Origin of the sequence: Lacunisphaera limnophila, assembly GCF_001746835.1 — a bacterium.
GTDB lineage: Bacteria > Verrucomicrobiota > Verrucomicrobiia > Opitutales > Opitutaceae > Lacunisphaera > Lacunisphaera limnophila.
On record NZ_CP016094.1, the window covers coordinates 1661122 to 1678374 of the forward strand.

Here is a 17253-nt window from a genome sequence, read left to right on the forward strand (position 1 = left end):
GGGTAAGCAAAAAGAGCTAGGCCATGCTCGCCACCCGGGCCTTATCCAGTGCAAAACGCAGCGGCTGCCCGGTCCGGTAACGGTCAAGTTCCTCCAGCACGACCCGGCCCACGAGGGCGATCTCGCGGTGGCGGGCCCCGGCGATATGCGGCGTCAAAATCACGTTGGGCAAAGCGCGCAACGGCGAATCCGCGGGCGCCGGCTCCGGGTCGGTCACATCCAGCAGTGCGGTCAGGTCGGCACGCTCCCGCATGACGGCCACCAGCTCGGCCTCGCGCACGATGGCGCCCCGCGCGGTGTTCACGAAAGACGCATGCGGTTTCATCAGCCGCAGGTGTTCCGCCCCAACCAGCCCGATCGTCTGCGGCAGCAGCGGGGCGTGCAGTGAGACGACGTCACTCCGGGCGAATAGCGCCGGCAAATCCACCAGCTCGACCCCCAGCCGGGCGGCCTCTTCGCTCGTGACCGTGGGATCGCAGGCCAGAATCGTGAGCTCGTGGCGCTGGAGTCCCTGGACCACCAACCGCCCGACGCTGCTGAGACCGATGATGCCGACGGTGGCCGCATGCACCCCCGAGGAGGCAGTATCGGTCAGGTAGGCCCAGTCGGCCTCGCGCCGCCGCAGGTAGAACCAGGTTTGCTTGAGCGCGAGGATGATCATCGCCTCGGCAAAGGTCGCCGTGGGCCCGGCGTTCGCGCTGGCGGCACTGGAAAGCAGAATGCCCCGCCGCCAGAACTCATCCGTCACGAAGCCGCGCACCGATCCGGCTCCGTAAAGCACGACCCGCAGCCGGGGCATCGCGGCGAGTAATTCGCCGTCGAGCAGGGGTATGCCCCAACTGCCTACGAGCACCTCCACCCCGGCCAACCGCTCGCGCTCGGTGGGCCAGTCCGCGCCGGTGAAGGGCCCGGCCAGAATTTCCACCTGTTGCTCCAACCGGCTGCGCGCCGCGGGTGGGAAGAGCCAAGGCTGCAACTCGGCCCGGAAGGCCAGCGCGGCCCCGGGGCGACGGCCTGGAGAAGTTGTGTCGTCGGGGCTCATCTATTCGGCGCCGCTGGGGTTTTCCTGGCGACGGCCGCCGCGAGGCGAGACTGCAGCTCCGCGACGAGCGCGGCGGCGGTCGGTTCATCGGCGAGGTTTTTCATCTCGTGCGGGTCAGCGCGGAGGTCGAAGACTTGGGTCCAACCCGGCTGGTCCGGGTACGCGACGATCTTGGCGGTCTCCGTGCGGACACTCTGGATGTCATGCGTGACCTCGGGATACTCCGGGTCGCGGTAGTTCTCGTAGAAAAACTCTGTGCGCCAGCCGGCCGGACGTTCGCCGCGAAGGAGCGGGGCAAAGCTGCGACCCTCCTGAGCCCACGTGAGCGGCACCCCGGCAACCTCCAGAATCGTGGCCGGAAAGTCGATGTTCAGCGCGAGCGCGTCGACGACCGTGCCGGGCGCCACCGCGCGGGGGTAGCGGACCAGCAGCGGGATTCTGATGCTTTCCTCGTAGGCGGAACGCTTGTCGCCCAGGCCGTGCTCGCCGAGGTAGTAACCGTTGTCGCCGGCGTAGATGATGAGCGTGTCATCAGCGAGGCCTTGCTGCTGCAACGCCTCGAGGAGGCGGCCGATGTTGTCGTCCACGCCCTGCAGGCAGCGGAAGTAGTTCAGGCGATCCTCGACAAGCGGGTTCCACGGCTTCGTGCGATCAGCCCACTCGAACGGCGGGTAGGCGCGGAAGCTGACCGGCGCCGCGATGCGCGTGTCGGCGTAGCGTGCCGCGTGGCGCGGGGCAGGCGTGCGGTTGTCGTGCGGCGACTTGTAGCCGATGAAAAGCGCGAAGGGCTCGGTGCGGTGGCCAGCGATGTAGTCGATCGCGTGGGTGGTGGTGACGTCGTCGACCCACCCCTCCGTCTCAACCCAGCGGCCGTTCTGCAGGAAGCGGCAGTTCGGGTAGATGCCTTGGTCGATGAAAGTGAAGACGTGGTCGAAACCCGGCCGGTCCTCCTGCTTGCCCATGTGCCATTTGCCGAAATACCCGGTGCGGTAACCAGCGGTCCGCAGCGCGTGGGCCCAGGTGTCGGTCGAGACGAACGGCGTCTTGTTGTCCCGGATGCCGTGCGCATGGGTGGGCCGGCCGGTGAGCATCGAGGCGCGGCTCGGCGAGCAGAGCGAATGCGTGACGAACGCGTTGCGGAAACGGGCCCCCTCTGCCGCGAGCCGGTCGAGGTTCGGGGTCTGGAAGAAGGGAAACCGGGCCCGGTCTCCCTGCTCACGCTGCACGACACCCAAAGCGTCGAAACGCTGGTCGTCGGTAACGATCACGATGATGTTGGGGCGGCGTTCGGCGGCGCTGGCCGCGACCGACAGCCCCGCCAAGACCAACAGTGGTAGGAATCTCTTCATGCTGATTTTCCGGATGGGGCGTGAAACACCTCTGCCACGGCGTGCGCGGCGGGCTTTAGGGTGTGGTCGAACTCCACGATCGACGTGTTGGCGAGGCAGGGAAACGCATCGTGGCCCATCCAGATCAGAAATCCGCCGCACCGCGGAAATTGCGCCTTCTTGGCGCGCACGGCGAAGGCTAATTTTTCGGCCTGTTCTTGCTGCGTGTAGGCAACGTAGGCGGCCAGGGCTTCATCGTCCTTCATGCCCACGAACCGGGGGCCCAAGCGGTCCGCTTGCGTCCACCAACCGGACGAGTGCCGCCAGAGGGCATTGCCGAGCGGCCAGGTGGGTTCGCCGCCCGCCTGCCGGCGGATGAGGGCAAGGCTGCTCGCTCCGGCCACACCGGTTTCCCCGCGAAACAGCGCATCGTCGTCCCGCCAGTAGTTTTCCCAGTCGCCGGGTTGCGGGTGGCCGTCGAGGCCCCAGGGCCCGTGGACCTCGTGATGCAAACCCTGCCCAAACTCCGCGCGTTCCGAGTGAAACCGCGGGCCGTAGGGCGAAGTGGGGAGAAAGCGGCGCGCCGGGTCCTCCGCGGTCACCAAAGCCGCGAGGGCGGCAAGCACCGGGTGCGCCAGCGTCAGCGGGATCCGGCGTTTGCCTCGGGGATAAATCTCATCGACATGCAGTTCGTTGCCGCCGCACCACATGAGCAGGCAGGCGTGGTGCTGGCGCGAATGGATGAAGTGCCGCGCCACGGCGCTGAGTTCGGTGATGAACGCGGCATCACTGGGTGGGTTGCTGTCAATGCCCGAGGAGGAAAGCGGAAACTCCTGCCAGACCAGCAGGCCGGCCCGGTCGCAGGCCGCGTAGAATTCCGGCGATTCCAGATGTCCGCCGCCCCACACCCGGAGCAAATTGCAGCCCAGCTCGCGGTAGATCGCCACCAGCCGTTCGCTTTCCTCGCGCGTCGTGTCCAGATAACACATCCGCACCGGCGTCCAATTGACGCCCTGCAGGAAGATCGGCCGGCCGTTCACGACACAAAGCCAGGGCAACGCGTCGGCGGGCGCTCCTTCGCAAGGCCGCCACTCGATGTGCTTGAAGCCGATCTCCCGGGTCCAATGCGCGACGATCCGGTCGGCACGGGTGGCCGTGATTTCCAGCGCGTAAAGCGGCTGGGGGCCCTCGCCCTGCGGCCACCACAACTCAGGGTTCGCCACCTCGAGCGACAGGCGCTGCTCCCCCCCCGCCAGCTGGGCTTGGGTGGAAGCAACCGCCCGGCCCTCCCGGCGCAGGACCGCCGCAATGTTGGTTTCTCCTTCCCTCCCGGCGGAATCGATGGTGAACGCCACCATCCCTTGGTGGAAGTCAGCCGAAACCGTCGCCGCCGTGCCAAGGAGCAAGGGGCAGGCGGACCGCTCCTGCCGTTCGAGCGTCAGTCGGCCACTGGCGCCGATCGGAACAACCCGCACGCACCAATCCCAGCTGAAGTTGTAGCGCGGTTTCAGGTCGCGGGCCAGCGAGGTGTATCCCATCTGACCCTGCCCCTCCGGCGGCAGGGCAAAGACCAACGCGAGTTGATGCGAACCCGGCTGGGCCAGCTTGGCTCCCAGATCAATCCGCACCGGCTGATGGGCCCCGCTAAACTCCCCGACCACCGCGCCGTCGAGCAACACCCAGCCGTGGTGGTCAAGCACGTCGGCGCAGAGCACGACCGACATTCCTTCGTCCAGCGTCAGGGTCGGTAGCGGCGCGGAAAACTTCCAGTGCCGGTGCTCGACCCACTCGATGGCGAGCGAATTGCGGCCGACGTGCCAGTCGGGAATTTCCCCGGCCCGGCGCAGGTTTTCCTGCACACTGCCGGGCAGCCGGGCTGGAAACGGCCCGTGATCAGGCAAAAGAAACCCGCCGGTCTCGGCCGACTTCCGCAGCTTCCAGGCAAAAGGCCGCCAGCCGGTGAGGGTCCAGGCGAGGGTGGAGAGATCAAGCAACGGGGCCATGGGTTTCAGGATTTCTGCAAAAGGTTCAGCAACGCACGATCAAGCGGACAGCCATGCCAGTCCTCGTAAACCACATCCGATCGCGTGGAATCAAGTACGCCGAATGAGCCGCGAAAATTCCACAGCGCCCAGCCACACTCAAACTCCCGCAACACCGCGAACAGGTCAGCCAGCCAGCGCAAGAAAACCGCATGGGAAGTCCGGTGCCAGGCACCCAGTTCACCGCAGAAAACCGATCCACCTGAGACGGCCAAGGCCCGCCACGGGGCGAACCGCGCCCGCAGCGTCTCCACGTTCGCCTCGGTGCCATCTGTCAGAGTCATCGGCCAGTCGGGCCGGGCAGTGGGCTCACCCGCCCACCAGGCGAGATGATGGGTGACCTCATGCGGCCAGTATCCGCGGCAACCCTGCGTCACCCCCAGTGGTGTCAATCCCGGAACGGGCGTGGTGCCCGCATCAATGCCATCAGCGATGATGCACCGTTTGGGACTGACTTCACGGATAGCCGCGACGGCAGCCCGCACGACGCGCTCGTATTGCGTCGCGGTGCAGCGTACCGGTTCGTTGACCAGATTGAACTCAAGCACCGCCGCGCTGACGCCGGCGTAGCGTCGCGCCAGGGTGCGCCAATGATGGACGAAACAAGCCAGGGCCTCGTCGTCCTGCCAGAGGTCGAACGGATCCGGCTGCGGCAGCGGATTGATGACAAAGCCCGGGGCGTGGTGCAGGCAGAGCCCCAGCCGCAGGCCATGCCGCTGCGTCCACTCGACGGCGGCATCCAGCGGCGCCAAGCCGCTCTCCTCGATGGTGAAGGGTGCTTCCACTTTTGCCCACCAGCGGTAACTTAAGGGCAGCCGCACAAAGTTGAATCCCCATCCGGCAATCCATTCGAAATCAATCTCCCGAAAGCAGCCGCGGGGACCACGGATCATGTCGGCCCAGCGCAGGTCATCCGGCCCGAGAAACATTTCGGGGAGATTGAACCCGCGGCGCCGCGGGGCGTGGGACAAAGCGGTCATGGTCAATCTGGCTGGATCCGGACTGTAATCGTGGCGCGGAGCACGGGTGCGTCCAAGGCCAGGCCCAGGCGGGTCGGCTGGCGCTTGCCAGGCAGATCCTCCTGCAGCAACTCGGATCGCAGCTTCCAAGAGCCACCTTCGACGTTGACCTCGACCCGCACGGCCGAGTCTCCCTCACCGACAGTAAGCCGGCCCGGCTTTTTCTCGCGCCATTTCTCGAAGGTGATCAGCGCCGTCTCAAACGCCGCGGGCGCGGAGAATTCCACCGTGTCCCTGACGATGATCTCCGCCTTCGGCGCCCGGCGCAGGGTGAAGGTGCGGACAAGCGACTTGAGCGCCGGCACCTCATAGCCTCCCGAGAGATCGAGCACGACGGTATCCTCCTTTTCGCTGAAGGCAGTCGAGATGACTTTCGCCGCGAATTCCCGTCCCGGTTGCTGCAGCTGCCCCGCCACCACCGGGACGGCGTGGCCGTAGGAGCTGAGCACTTTTGAAACATACCGGTCCGGCCCGAAGGTGCGCTTAGTGTAGACCTCCAGCCCCGGGTCCACCAACACCGCGCGATCGCCGGCGGCGACGACGAATGAACCGAGGTCGTTGTGGTTGTGGTTCTCGGCGTTATGGCCGCCCTTGATCGCCGCACCGAAATTCGGCGTGGCCCGGCCGGTGTAGACCTGCGCGTCGGCAAACCAGTAATGGTTGGCATTGATGCGGGGGGCGGGGGCGGGCGGCAGGCCGGCCGTCGCCAATGGCAGGAAGACCTTCATCGCCGCTTCGTAGGTTTGCAGCGATTTCAGGTCGTTCACCGTCAGATTCCATACCTTCATGCCCAGGGGGGTGGGATAACCCTGCCGGACGGCGAGCGCCCCGAACCAGCTCGACGGCCGGTCCTTCACGTCCATGTCGGCAAAGGCCGGATAGATGCCGGGGAGAATTTGAAATCCCGCCGGATAGGCCGCCACCCGGAAGGCGTGGTCGCCGGACAAGGGGCGCACGCGGCCACCCGTGGCCGTCGCCAATGTTTCCGAGACCATGGCGAAATGACCGAACCCATAATTCCAATAGCCAATGCCCTCGCTGCAGTAGCCGTCGGCCGCAAAGCCCCGCAAATAATACTCCAGGTTAAGCGCGGCAAAACCGATGACCTCCGCCCGCTCGGCGCGGGATTCGAGCGTGGCAAGTGCGACGCCGACCACGCCGGCGTGGCACACGGCATTCCAGTTGTTGTCGGCCTGATTCCACCACATGCCGTCGGTGTCGGCACTCTTCTCTCCGTGGACGCGTGCGAGGAAAGGCGCAATCACGCGGCGCTTCAGCTCGGCGCGGATCCGGTTGTGCAGTTCTGGGGGCAATTGGTCGGCGTGCCAGTAGGCGATGGTGGCAAGGGACCATCCCTTCATGGCCACCATCAGGTCCACCTCGGTCCAACGGCCCTCAAAATTATTCAGCTTGGGATCGTGCGCGGGGAGCACCCAGGTTTTTTCAGCGAGGATCGCCTCCACCTGTTGCACCAAGGCCGGCAGGAACCGGCCCTGGTGTTCCACCCCCTCGGCCCATGCCAGAAGATTCAGCCGGGCCATCCGGCGCAGGTTGGCCTGTTGGAAGTCGGTGCGGTTGCCGTCTCGGGTGTAACGCAGATAGAGGTCGTCGGAGAGTTCCGGCACCGGCTGTTCCCGTTCCTTCAGCGCGGCCGCGACGAGCTCAGCGGCAGGGATCGTGGCGGCCGCTTTGGCCCACAACGCGCGATCCGTGGCCGGCGCACCCCAACCCGTCGGTTTTTCCGGCAAAGCCGCGGTGACCGCCTCCAGCCATCGGGCCTCCGGCACGAACCGGGACGCAACCGGCGCAACCGCTGCTCCCGCAACGAGGGCAGAGCTGAGAAAAAGCATGATGGCAGGGTGTTTCATTCGAGTTGTTCTCAGTGGATTACTCCGATCAAGCCGATCGTCGTGACCGTGCCGCAACCCCCTGCGAACGGCGCCGACACCGATTCCAGCTCGCACAGGTGTTCCCCCGGAACCAGCTCATCGGAAATCATGGTCGGCCGGAACCAGCCGCTGTCACCCGCCCACGCCGGTCGGTCGCGCTGGGTCGTCTGCCAGGCTCCGCCATCCACGCGATAACGGACCTCGCCCGAAAGCCGGCCAAAATCAAACCCGAGCACCAGCCCGCGCCCGGTGAAGGTGAACTTTAACCCCGCCCCCGGCACGGTGCTGTGCAACGCGCGGTTCATGCCCAGACAGGTGGACCAGCGGCGGAGGGTCCAGGGACCGGAGCAAGCCGGTTTCTCCAGGGGCAGCTGGCTTACGGTGTCCCAGCAACCCGGATGAAGGGCCGGCAGCAATGCGCTACGCGGCCCAGTCTCCGGCGTGCAAATCCACTCCTTTTCGCAAAAGGCGATGACGCTCTGCGCGTAACTGAGGCTGCCGCGACTCTCCGGGTGCAATCCATCGGGCAGCCACTCGGCCCAAGTCATGAGCCCTTGGGTCACTTCCTCCCAGCCATGGAGGCCCGCCCAGACCGAGCCGACGCCGTAGTGCTCCGCGAGGGCTTCAAACTCGGCGATGGAAGCCGGAACGCGACCCGCCTCCATGTCGGCCTGCATTTCCGGACAGAAAGTGTGCACCAGAACGACATCACAGCCGGCGGCCAAGAGCTGACGCAGCAGGCCCTCGCGGGTCCGCCCTCGCCGGGCCGGGGGCTGGCCGACGTCATTGACGGCGTACTCCACAAAAACGAGGTCGCACCCATGGGCGAGAATGTCGGGCGCGGCGCGAAAAACCGCCAGGTCGCTGCCCGTGGCGCCCAAGGCGGCGTTCTCCACGATGGCGCGCACACTCGGGGCCCACTGTCCAAGCCATGCGAGCCACGCCTCGGGCCAGCGCGTCCCGGTCTTTGGAGCCGTAATGGAACCACCCAGAAAACCGACCCGCAGCGTCCCGGCGGCCAGGGCGGCGTGCGCTCGGGCCAAGGGCCGCCGATGCCGAGCCACCGGACCAGGATTCACGGGTGGTAAAGTCATGATCGCGTGGGACGCCGCAAGGTGCGGCCATCGTTCCATGTGAAGGATTGCACCAGCGTCGTCGTCGGCGTGGTCGGTGCACCGCGCTCGTTCGTCTCGATCATTCGGATCAAGATATTCGCGGCCGTCGCCCCCACAGCGTCGGAATTGATCTGCAGGCCGCTCAAAGTTCGCGTGGGATGGTCCTTGTAGAAGAAGGCGATGCCCAGATCGCGGGGCACACGTAATCCCAACGTGCGGGCAAAGGCCGGCAAGCGATCCTCCTCGGTCAGAACGACGTCGGGACGCTCACGCCGAACCCACTCTGCAAAGAGCCTCTCATCCCAACGATCCTCCGGCAAAATCAACGGGGCGACCTCTTCCCATTCGGGCCTCAGGCGGTGCTGGACCAGGAACACGCCGAGCCGGCTGTGATGGGTCCTCACGTCCTGGGAGGCGCGGAGGACGAGGCCGGGGCGGCGATAGTTCCGTCGACCAATCTCCTCCAGAACCCGTTCGATACCGAAGGCATGGTCATCCACCACCCGGCTGAGTACGGGCCGGGCGAGTGAATAATCCAAGCTCAGGGCACTGAACTTACCCCACTCGATCTCAAGCGAAGGATAGTCCACGGGCAGGGGAGCAAAAAGCAGCCCCTGCACGTTCTGGGTCCAAAGGATTCCGCTCATGCGTTGGGCCGTGACCCCGGGTTCCCGCAGCCACACCGGCTCGCAGACATAGCCGCGGTCCAATGCAGCCTGTCGTGCACCTGCAAAACAACCGGCAGAGTATGCGCTTTCCCGCCATTCGTTGCGCTGTGGAAAGGCGGTCAAAAAAGCAATCTTGGCGCGGAAGGTACTCTTGTGCCGCCGGTGCCGCTGCGCCATCAGCGCAGAAATCATTGGATCGGGGCGGTAATGCAGCCGTTTGGCGGCCGCACGCACCAGCCGAATCGTGGAGGTAGACACTTCGGGGCTGTTGCGCAGGGCAAGCGACACGGCGGTTTGGGACAGCCCTGTGTCCCGGGCGACGTCTTTTTGGGTGACCATGACCATGTGTGGACCCAGCCAGGCGGGCGGCGCAAGCTGGGACGCGATCGCCTTTAAACCGGTTGGGCGAGCAAGTGCTGCAACAAATCGTCCAGTGGCGTGGTAGCCAGACCGCAGACCACGTCGCCACCACCGTAGTAGAGGTGGTAGACGCCATTCAACACAGCATGGCCACACGGGAAACAGACCCCATTGTAGAGACCCTTCGTTTCCCATTCGGCCGTTGGTTCGTAAATCGAACGGCGCGTGCGATGCGTGACCCGGAAAGGGTTTTCGAGATCTAGTAGCATTGCCCCGAGCCGGTAATGCTTGTCTGGGCCAACCGCGTGATAGATCTGCAACCAGCCGTGTGGGGTCTTGAGCGGCGGATTGTTCGCGCCCACCTTCAGCTCCCAATCCTGCTCGGCCTTGGCCAACAGCTTGAGCTGCTTCCACCCCAACACGTCATCGGTCGCCGCGATCCAAATCGCGGGCTGGTCGTTGGGAAATCCGGAACCATGCCATTGCATAGGACGATGGATCGTGACCCATTTGCCCCCCACCTGCTCGGGAAAGATGATCACATCGCGCTCGTCGAGGGATGGATCTGTGAGGCGGCCGGCACGAATCCATGACTTGAAATCCTTTGTCAGAAAAAGATGGGTCGACGTGAGATTCTGCCTGAGGGCAACCGGGAAGTGGGTGGGAAAAGTCCGGTGGATGCGGGTGGCGAGGGAGGGCTCGTCCCAGTATTTCCCGGGCGGAAACGGCCGCGAGGCAACCGTCACATAGTACCACTCACCGATCTTAATGATACGTGGGTCCTCAAGGCAGCCCCCGTCGGGGGTGAACGGAATGGGTGAAGCCACGGGGTGGCCGCTGTCTCGGGTAAAGTGAACGCCGTCCTTGGAACGGGCCAGACCCAGGTGGACGACATGGTCGGCGTCATTGCCGGCGGCACGATACAACAACAGCACCTCATTGCTGGACGTGTCATGCCAGGCGGCGGGGTTCGTGGTCACCAGTGACTCCCAGTCCGCGGCGGAATTGGGTGACAGGATCGGATTGGCCGGATGACGGGTGAGTTGAAAGTCAGCGAGCGGTGCCATGGTATTTTTTGAGGGGCCTATTGCAGAAAAACAGGCGGAACACGGCCCCAACCGTGCTCCGCCCGATTTTTATCTACCTGTTCTGACCTAGAACTTGTAATCAGTGCTCAGACGGATCGTGCGGTATTCACCATACGTGAAGCCCTCGGTGACATAGTTCTTGTCAAAGAGATTGCCCACGTTGAGCCGCACCACGATGGCGTGCTTGTTGGCCAGCTTGAATTCCTTGGCCGCAGTCACCCAGTGCACCAGATACTCGTCACTGCGCCGCGTCAGCGAGTTCAAGCCATTGTTCAGGTCGAGGATGGTGTCGTTCTTGTAGGTGAAACCATAACCGAGCCGGAGGCCGGCAGCCATGCCACCCTGGACCGTGTAACTCGCGGAGAACGTGCCGGATTTCTCGGGCGCCCGCGGCAACTCGCGACCGATCTTGAACTGCTCGGTGGCGCTCGCGCCGGTGATCTTGCCATCGTAGAAGGCCCAGCCCACGCGCAAATCGAGCGCTTTGGTCGGCTTGTAGGTCGCTTCAAATTCGTAGCCCTTGCTCTCCTCACCGGGCGAAAGCACGCCATAAGTGCGCGGGGGGACCAAGGACTGATCGTTGAACTGGCGACCCACGTTGGTCCGCTTCTGGGAGAAGACAGTCAGGGTGGTCCTCAGCGCGGGGTTCCAGACCGATTTGATGCCGCCTTCAAGGCCTTGAGCCTCCTGCGGAGGGAGAAACTCATTGTTGATATCGAGCAGGAACTGCGGCGCGTAGCTGGTGCTGTAGTTGGCAAAGAGCATGTGCTTCTTGGCCTTGTCCACCAAGGCGCCCACGCCGACTTGATAGATCGGGGTGGAGGGGAGTTCGATTTTGACCTTGGTCTGATGGTTGTAGTTTTCAATCAACTTGCCGCGAGCGTAGCCCAGTAACAGCTGGAAGCGATCATCGTAAGCCGAGAGAACCTCGCTGATGCGCGTATTGCTCCAGGTGCTGGTGAAACGCTGGGGTCCGCGGAATAACCGCCAAGGATTGTTGGGGTCGACCTGGGTGGGGATCGAGTTGGCGTTTCCCCCCAAGGTATTGGTCGGATCGATGGAGTTGGTGATGTAGTTGTTCTTCGGGAACGGGACATAGTCCGAAGCCACCGTGTCGCGGGTCGCCAGACGGGTGACCGGGTCGTAGCCGACATTCAACGTGAACAGGTTCAGGGTCGCGCCGTTCTGGAAGGTGCGCCACTCCTTGAAGAAGTAGTCGTTGGTATTCCATTCATAACCAATCACGGTGCGCGACTTGATCGGGCCAAAATCATACTCGGCGAGCAGGTCGCCCTTATAACCACTGATCTCGTTGCCATCCTGTTGCTCCACGCCGAAAAATGGCGTCGGCGTCACGCGGAAAGGGTCGCCGCCGCCCGGGGTCACCTGATCGCGATCGCGGTTGTTCCGGGAATAGATGCCGCGGAAGGTGATGTGGTCCGTCAGCCGCGACGTCAGATCGACGGTCCAGTTCGTCATCGTGTTGTTGGCGCTGGAGAAGGGACCAAAGGTGTAGTTGGTCTCCCGCCCGAGCCCGCGCTTGTTCTTGTCGACGACTTCCGTCGTCTGGCCGGGTGGCACCCACACGATGGGTTGGAGCGCGCCGAAGCCGGTCTCAATTTCCAGGTACTCATACTCGAACGTGAGTTCCGTGTTCGGGAATATGCGCCAGAGCGCCGAGGGGTTGATCGAAACCACCTGGTTCGAAAACCACTTGGAATCCCGCTCATTGTAGGTGTAGGACATCGGCAGGCGGAAGCCCAGCTTGCCGGGCACCAGCGTGATGTCGAAATCGGTCTGGGCCCGGTAGAACGAGTAATCGCCCATGGAGGCCGTCGCGACACCGCGGACTCCGGTCTCGCTCCGGAGGCGCGGACGCTTGGTGATGAAGTTGATCACACCGCCCGGGTCATTCTGCCCATAAAGAATCGAATTGGGCCCGCGGATGATCTCCACGCGGTCGACTCCCGTCATGTCGTAGAGCCGGCCACCCGGGGCGAAGCCGTTACGGCGAGGCAGCACGGTAAACCCGCGGTTGGCATACTGCTGGTTGCCGCCCGCTCCCTCGGAGGTCTGGTTGTTCTGCGCCGCCAATCCCGGGACTATTTTGGTCAGCTGATCGCCGTTGAGGACCATCAAATCCTTCATCATCTCGGCACTGAAGACCGAGATGCCCATGGGGGTCTTTTCCAACGGCCGGGATACCAAGGTACCGGAGGTGGATTCAGTGACATCAGAACCCTCCGTGCTCGTCACGACAAAGGGTGAAAGCTCGAGGATTTCTTCACTGGTGGCGGGGCTGGCCGCCGGCGCAGTTTGCGCCAACAGTGCACCTGAAGTAAAAGCGGACAGTAAGCCCGCGGTGATAAACCTGCGTGATGATTTCATGTGGGGTTAGGGGTAAGGCTCTTCACCCACTGACGGACTATCAGGTGAAGTGATGAGCTGAAGTAGCGAGCATCCCTTGCCTCGCAACCTCTCCGAAACTAATATCGATTAGCTTGTCCTCGCCCGCGCCGTGCACGGGGCCCTTGTCTTGCGTCAGCGCGCATTACTGTTGCCCCAGGCCCCCACTGGGACATTCCACCTGCGATGGCCATGTACCCTTCCCGCGTCTTGGTATTTTGCGACGATCGGTATCACCCTGCTTCATTGGTGCGTGCAGGACTCGCTTTTCTGAATGATATCTACCGATTTGATTGGGTCGAGGATCCTAGAAATCGGGATCCGGCCAGCTTAGCCAACTACGGTGTGGTCGTGCTCGCGAAATCAAATCACTGCACGAGCGCTGACCACGCTCCGTGGACTGGTCGCGGCATTGAGGAGCAGTTGGATCGATATATCCAGGCAGGAGGTGGACTTGTCGCCCTCCACTCGGGCACTGCCGGATACCAAGGTGTCTCGTCCATCAGGAGTTTCCTGGGCGGAGTTTTCACCGGACATCCTCCCCCGTGCGAAGTGCAATTCCAGCCCGAGGGTAGTCATGAAATCCTGAATGGAATCCACGAGGATTTCTCCATCGATGACGAACACTATCAGATGGAGATGGACGATCCGGACGTTTCGGTCTTCCTGCGTTCGAAATCAGCATGCGGCACTCAACCCGCCGGCTGGACCCGTTCGCACGGTCAAGGTCGCGTATGTGTTTTGACCCCGGGTCACACTGCAGCGGTTTGGCATCACCACGCCTACCGGCAACTGCTGCATAACTCCATTCGCTGGGCAGCAAATGATGCGCATGACTGATCGCATATTCGATAATGGCGCCACTTCATAGCTCCGGGCAACGAGCACATACTTTGACGTTACGGCGCTACTCCAAGAGCGCGCACCCAGAAGAGCGCAAGAGAAGTTAAACGTTTGATCGGTCGCATCGAACGCAGCCGCGCGTAGATTACCTGCTCATGTCCGTTTCGCAAAAGCCCTGAATCCTTATTTCGGAGGCCACCCCTCGACGCCCATTACCAGTGATGAGAAGGAGCTGTTTTGCAGCTGGGTGCGTAATAATCCCGGGATCACGTCAGGCGAGATTTCTCACCCTGTTCCTGAGCGGCGGACCGAAATTATGCTCTTCATGCTCGCCAAAGGGGAAGTCTTTACCCCTTGGAGCGAAGCGAACGTCGATAAACCGGAGGCTATACGGCTTTTTCCGTCCGCTCAGGACGAGGAAGCATTTCGACAATACCTTGACCGCAGCCGAAAGCGGCCAACGGATTTGTCTGAACTCGGTATTCGCTTAAAACCGGGTGTGTTGGTTGAATTCGACGGCGTCGATTATACGGTTACACGCCTATCTCCTAGCATGGTTAGCCTTCGGGCTGAGGACCAGGAGGAACGCACGCTTTCCTATCAAGCGTTACTCGATCTTAAGCCCTGTGTTGGGCGCAATTTCGGCGCCGAGAAGACATTTGAAGCCCTATACCGCGAAGCCCCGTTTAAGCATCGTGAGACCTATTTACGACCAATTGAGGCAGGAAAACGAATGATCTTCGTATTTCGAGAAGGATTGTGACACGGGGGCCGGACGGGACCTCGCCATTCACAACGGCCAAGGTAACGGATCTCATTTGCGACGTAGCTAGAAGTTTCTAACGCGCGACCGAAGAGATTGTTTACGTCATCATAAGCAATTTCGCACAGCCGCCAGTCGCTTTGGCTTGTAATGCGAACCCAATAGAATCCAGGAGTACGAGGAATCTTCATAATAGTTGGTATAACGGAGCGCAGCTAGTGCACACCACCCTGCTGCCGGATGCCCTCAAGGGCAAGATTCGCAAAAGCTACGAGGAGGCGGTTACGCAGCTTTCTGCGCCAGCAGACTCGTCCCAGGCCGTTAAAGTGGCCGCGTTCGTTCTTTATCCCGACTACAACGTCGATCCCATCGATGTGGAACTGAGCAGCCTATTCTTGGACTTCTGCACAGAAATCGAACTGCCTGACTACCCAATACGACTGCGGATATTGGAGAATTCTTAATCGACGACCCTGGCTTGACGACCCTGAGGTCCGGGATCTGTGGACACTTTGTAGTAACTCCTCAAATAACATATATCGCCCAAAAATGTGACACTCAACCTACTGGGCTGCAGGGCTTAAAATGGAAGGATGACCGAGACGCGAACACGCGACCTTCTACGTGACAGGCAAGACATCGAGACCAAGCGAGAGAGCATTTGGCTTGAAGCTACCGGTGCAGACGAATGCCGTAAAAATTGGCCATGGACGACATACCGTAAAGATTGGCCAAACCCGGGCATGCTTTGTGTCGCGCTACAAGCCCCCTTTAATTTGCGGAGAATGGTGGGCCCACCGGGATTCGAACCCGAAACCAAGGGATTATGCTTACCACTTCGGCTTTCGCCGCCGGCTTGGTGCCGTGCGTGGTCTGGACCATGCCTTCACCATGTCGCGCCATCGCGACGAAGGTGGGTGATTATGGTCTCTACACCTTACCAGGCTGCCCTGGGCTTGGCTCGGCGTTGGGTCGCGGGGCTGAAAAGCATCTCATTGAAATGCTCGCCAACCCCACAGGCCGTTCACCGAATTTACACCTGACTAGTTCGCCGTTTCCCGCGAACCGACCCATTTTTGAGTCCCCTGCTCTAACCGTTGAGCTATAGGCCCGAATAAAAAGAACAACTGATGGCTAACGTCCTGAGCAAGGCCGGCAAGCGCAACCTCCGAAGCCGGACTCAGCATCTCACTGAGATGAAGTCCACCGGGCTCCTTGGGCGTGCGCGATTCGTCTGAAAAATCCGGGCATCGGAGTCCCATCAACCGGCCCGACAACACTTAGTTCTGCGCGAGCCAACTGCCGCTCGATCACGGATACAGGGACTAGGTAAGCCTGAGCCAACGATGCGACCCCCATCCTAGACCTTTTCTCACCGCTAACCGGCAGACACTGATTAAGCCCGGCAAGGGGTGCCAAAAGTTCGTCTGCGAAAGCCTCAACCGCTGCAACACGGGAGCGGCCCTCGAATTGCCTAGGCGTCCTCAAATAGCCGGCTTCAGCCGCGAGAAAATAGTGGTGATCTGGAAGGGTAGCTTCCCCCCAGAAGACGATCACGGGCAGTTCTATTCTTGCCCCGGAATGATCGAGCAAGCTGACGACCACTTTGGTCGCCCCGCTCCCAACGACCCCCGCAGCCCGAACGCAGGGAATGCCCAACTGCTCCAGAATCTCTTCTATCCTGGCGATCGGGCTGATCCCCAAGTCTAACGTGGCGCGAAGGTCGCGGGCGTGATCAGCAGGATCTCGTTCGGCTGGAATCGGCATTCCCCGCCAGAACCGAGACAAGTATTCCGTAGGAAGGCGCAAAGCGCCGACTTCACGTGCCGCAACGATAGCTGCACCGCGCACTAAACGTAGAGACTCGCCGTTTATCTCACGCCGACGCACCGCGACTTCCAGAATCTCCAAAGTCTGCGCCAGATGCATCAATTCCGACACTTCTGGAAAGGCATTCAGGACCCTGGCTTGCATCGCGGGCGAAGGCCCAATCCCTCTACGAGACCAGGTCAGAACAGTCTGCTCGTGGACGCCGAGTTGCCGGGCCGCCGATCGCATTGATATACCACGGGCTTCAAGGGCTTGGAAAAATGCCCGTCGGAAACGGGGCAGCAACTCACGCTGAATCGGTTCTGCCATACCTAGAGGTTCTTCAGTTTCGAGATGCTCACAAGCATATAGCAAGCTATCGTATTAGGTATGATATGGATGCCTAAAGTTGGGCGGTCTTGTTCAGCAATTCTTCTGCTGAGGTTCTTTGGGGTCATAGCTCAAAAAGCATCCAATCGGGTCATATAAAACCCAAATGATATATGGTTAGACTGTGCCTAGATTAGTCGAGCTAGTTAGGCAGTCGAATTAAAAGGCGGGCAAATATTTTCAATAGCACTTGGCGCAATTCTCCATAGAAATTACCTAAATCACTAAACAGTAATTTACTAGAATACATTTAGCTCTCTGGTTCGTGGTGAAAATATTTCGTTTGGGGTCTAGGAGAATACCCTTTCGTCTACAAATAAGGGGGAGTGAAAGCTCCGAAGATCACCAACGCAAACGTACCTCAAGCCCAACATGAGCTTGGCGAGGTCCTGCGTGCACATGGGCTTTCAGCTGAAACACCGCCTCCCGATAGCAACAATGTCTTTTTGAGCCCGAAGGAGATATCACGCGTACTCTATCGAAATCCCCAG

General features: G+C 61.6%; 12 protein-coding genes. 3 read left to right on the forward strand and 9 right to left on the reverse strand.

Translation table 11 applies throughout. From position 1 onward, the window contains the following. Positions 1 to 16: 16 nt before the first annotated feature. From Verru16B_RS06890 to Verru16B_RS06930, 9 genes are all read right to left on the reverse strand, one after another. On the reverse strand, positions 17 to 1042 hold the full coding sequence (locus Verru16B_RS06890) for a hydroxyacid dehydrogenase (RefSeq protein ID WP_083270167.1): 1026 nt from the start codon (positions 1040 to 1042) through the stop codon (positions 17 to 19). Then, positions 1039 to 2391 (reverse strand): sulfatase family protein, encoded by a 1353-nt coding sequence (locus tag Verru16B_RS06895; RefSeq protein ID WP_083270168.1) that lies wholly within the window; start codon positions 2389 to 2391, stop codon positions 1039 to 1041. The genes Verru16B_RS06890 and Verru16B_RS06895 overlap by 4 nt, the downstream gene beginning before the upstream one ends. Further along, entirely contained in the window at positions 2388 to 4373 is a 1986-nt protein-coding gene (locus Verru16B_RS06900) for a glycosyl hydrolase 2 galactose-binding domain-containing protein (protein WP_069961589.1), read from the reverse strand. Before Verru16B_RS06900 ends, Verru16B_RS06895 begins: the two co-directional genes overlap by 4 nt. A gap of 5 nt (positions 4374 to 4378) precedes the next feature. After that, positions 4379 to 5392, reverse strand: coding sequence for a glycoside hydrolase family 5 protein (locus Verru16B_RS06905; RefSeq protein WP_083270169.1), 1014 nt, complete (start codon positions 5390 to 5392; stop codon positions 4379 to 4381). Positions 5393 to 5394: 2 nt separating this feature from the next. Further along, complete coding sequence (locus Verru16B_RS06910; protein ID WP_099093264.1) at positions 5395 to 7299, reverse strand: heparinase II/III domain-containing protein; 1905 nt, start codon at positions 7297 to 7299, stop codon at positions 5395 to 5397. Positions 7300 to 7310: 11 nt separating this feature from the next. Then, complete coding sequence (locus tag Verru16B_RS06915) at positions 7311 to 8363, reverse strand: SGNH/GDSL hydrolase family protein (protein ID WP_069961591.1); 1053 nt, start codon at positions 8361 to 8363, stop codon at positions 7311 to 7313. 47 nt (positions 8364 to 8410) lie between these two features. Beyond that, positions 8411 to 9442: a LacI family DNA-binding transcriptional regulator gene (locus Verru16B_RS06920; RefSeq protein WP_157772297.1), complete on the reverse strand. Its 1032-nt coding sequence runs from the start codon at positions 9440 to 9442 to the stop codon at positions 8411 to 8413. A gap of 53 nt (positions 9443 to 9495) precedes the next feature. Then, positions 9496 to 10530, reverse strand: a complete 1035-nt coding sequence (locus Verru16B_RS06925; RefSeq protein ID WP_069961593.1) for a glycoside hydrolase family 130 protein — start codon at positions 10528 to 10530, stop codon at positions 9496 to 9498. An 87-nt stretch (positions 10531 to 10617) separates the two neighbouring features. Beyond that, positions 10618 to 12876, reverse strand: coding sequence for a TonB-dependent siderophore receptor (locus tag Verru16B_RS06930; protein WP_157772299.1), 2259 nt, complete (start codon positions 12874 to 12876; stop codon positions 10618 to 10620). Between the two features lie 273 nt (positions 12877 to 13149). Here Verru16B_RS06930 and Verru16B_RS17780 point away from each other — a divergent pair, with 273 nt between their 5' ends. The 3 genes from Verru16B_RS17780 (at position 13150) to Verru16B_RS06940 (ending at position 15027) form a co-directional block, all read left to right on the forward strand. Beyond that, a complete protein-coding gene (locus Verru16B_RS17780) occupies positions 13150 to 13797 on the forward strand; it encodes a ThuA domain-containing protein (RefSeq protein ID WP_157772301.1) in 648 nt (215 codons plus the stop codon). A gap of 250 nt (positions 13798 to 14047) precedes the next feature. After that, the gene (locus Verru16B_RS18300) at positions 14048 to 14563 is read left to right on the forward strand and encodes a hypothetical protein (RefSeq protein WP_169829281.1); all 516 of its coding nucleotides are present in this window, start codon (positions 14048 to 14050) and stop codon (positions 14561 to 14563) included. A 218-nt stretch (positions 14564 to 14781) separates the two neighbouring features. Continuing rightward, positions 14782 to 15027, forward strand: coding sequence for a hypothetical protein (locus tag Verru16B_RS06940; protein WP_069961596.1), 246 nt, complete (start codon positions 14782 to 14784; stop codon positions 15025 to 15027). Positions 15028 to 17253: the final 2226 nt, after the last annotated feature.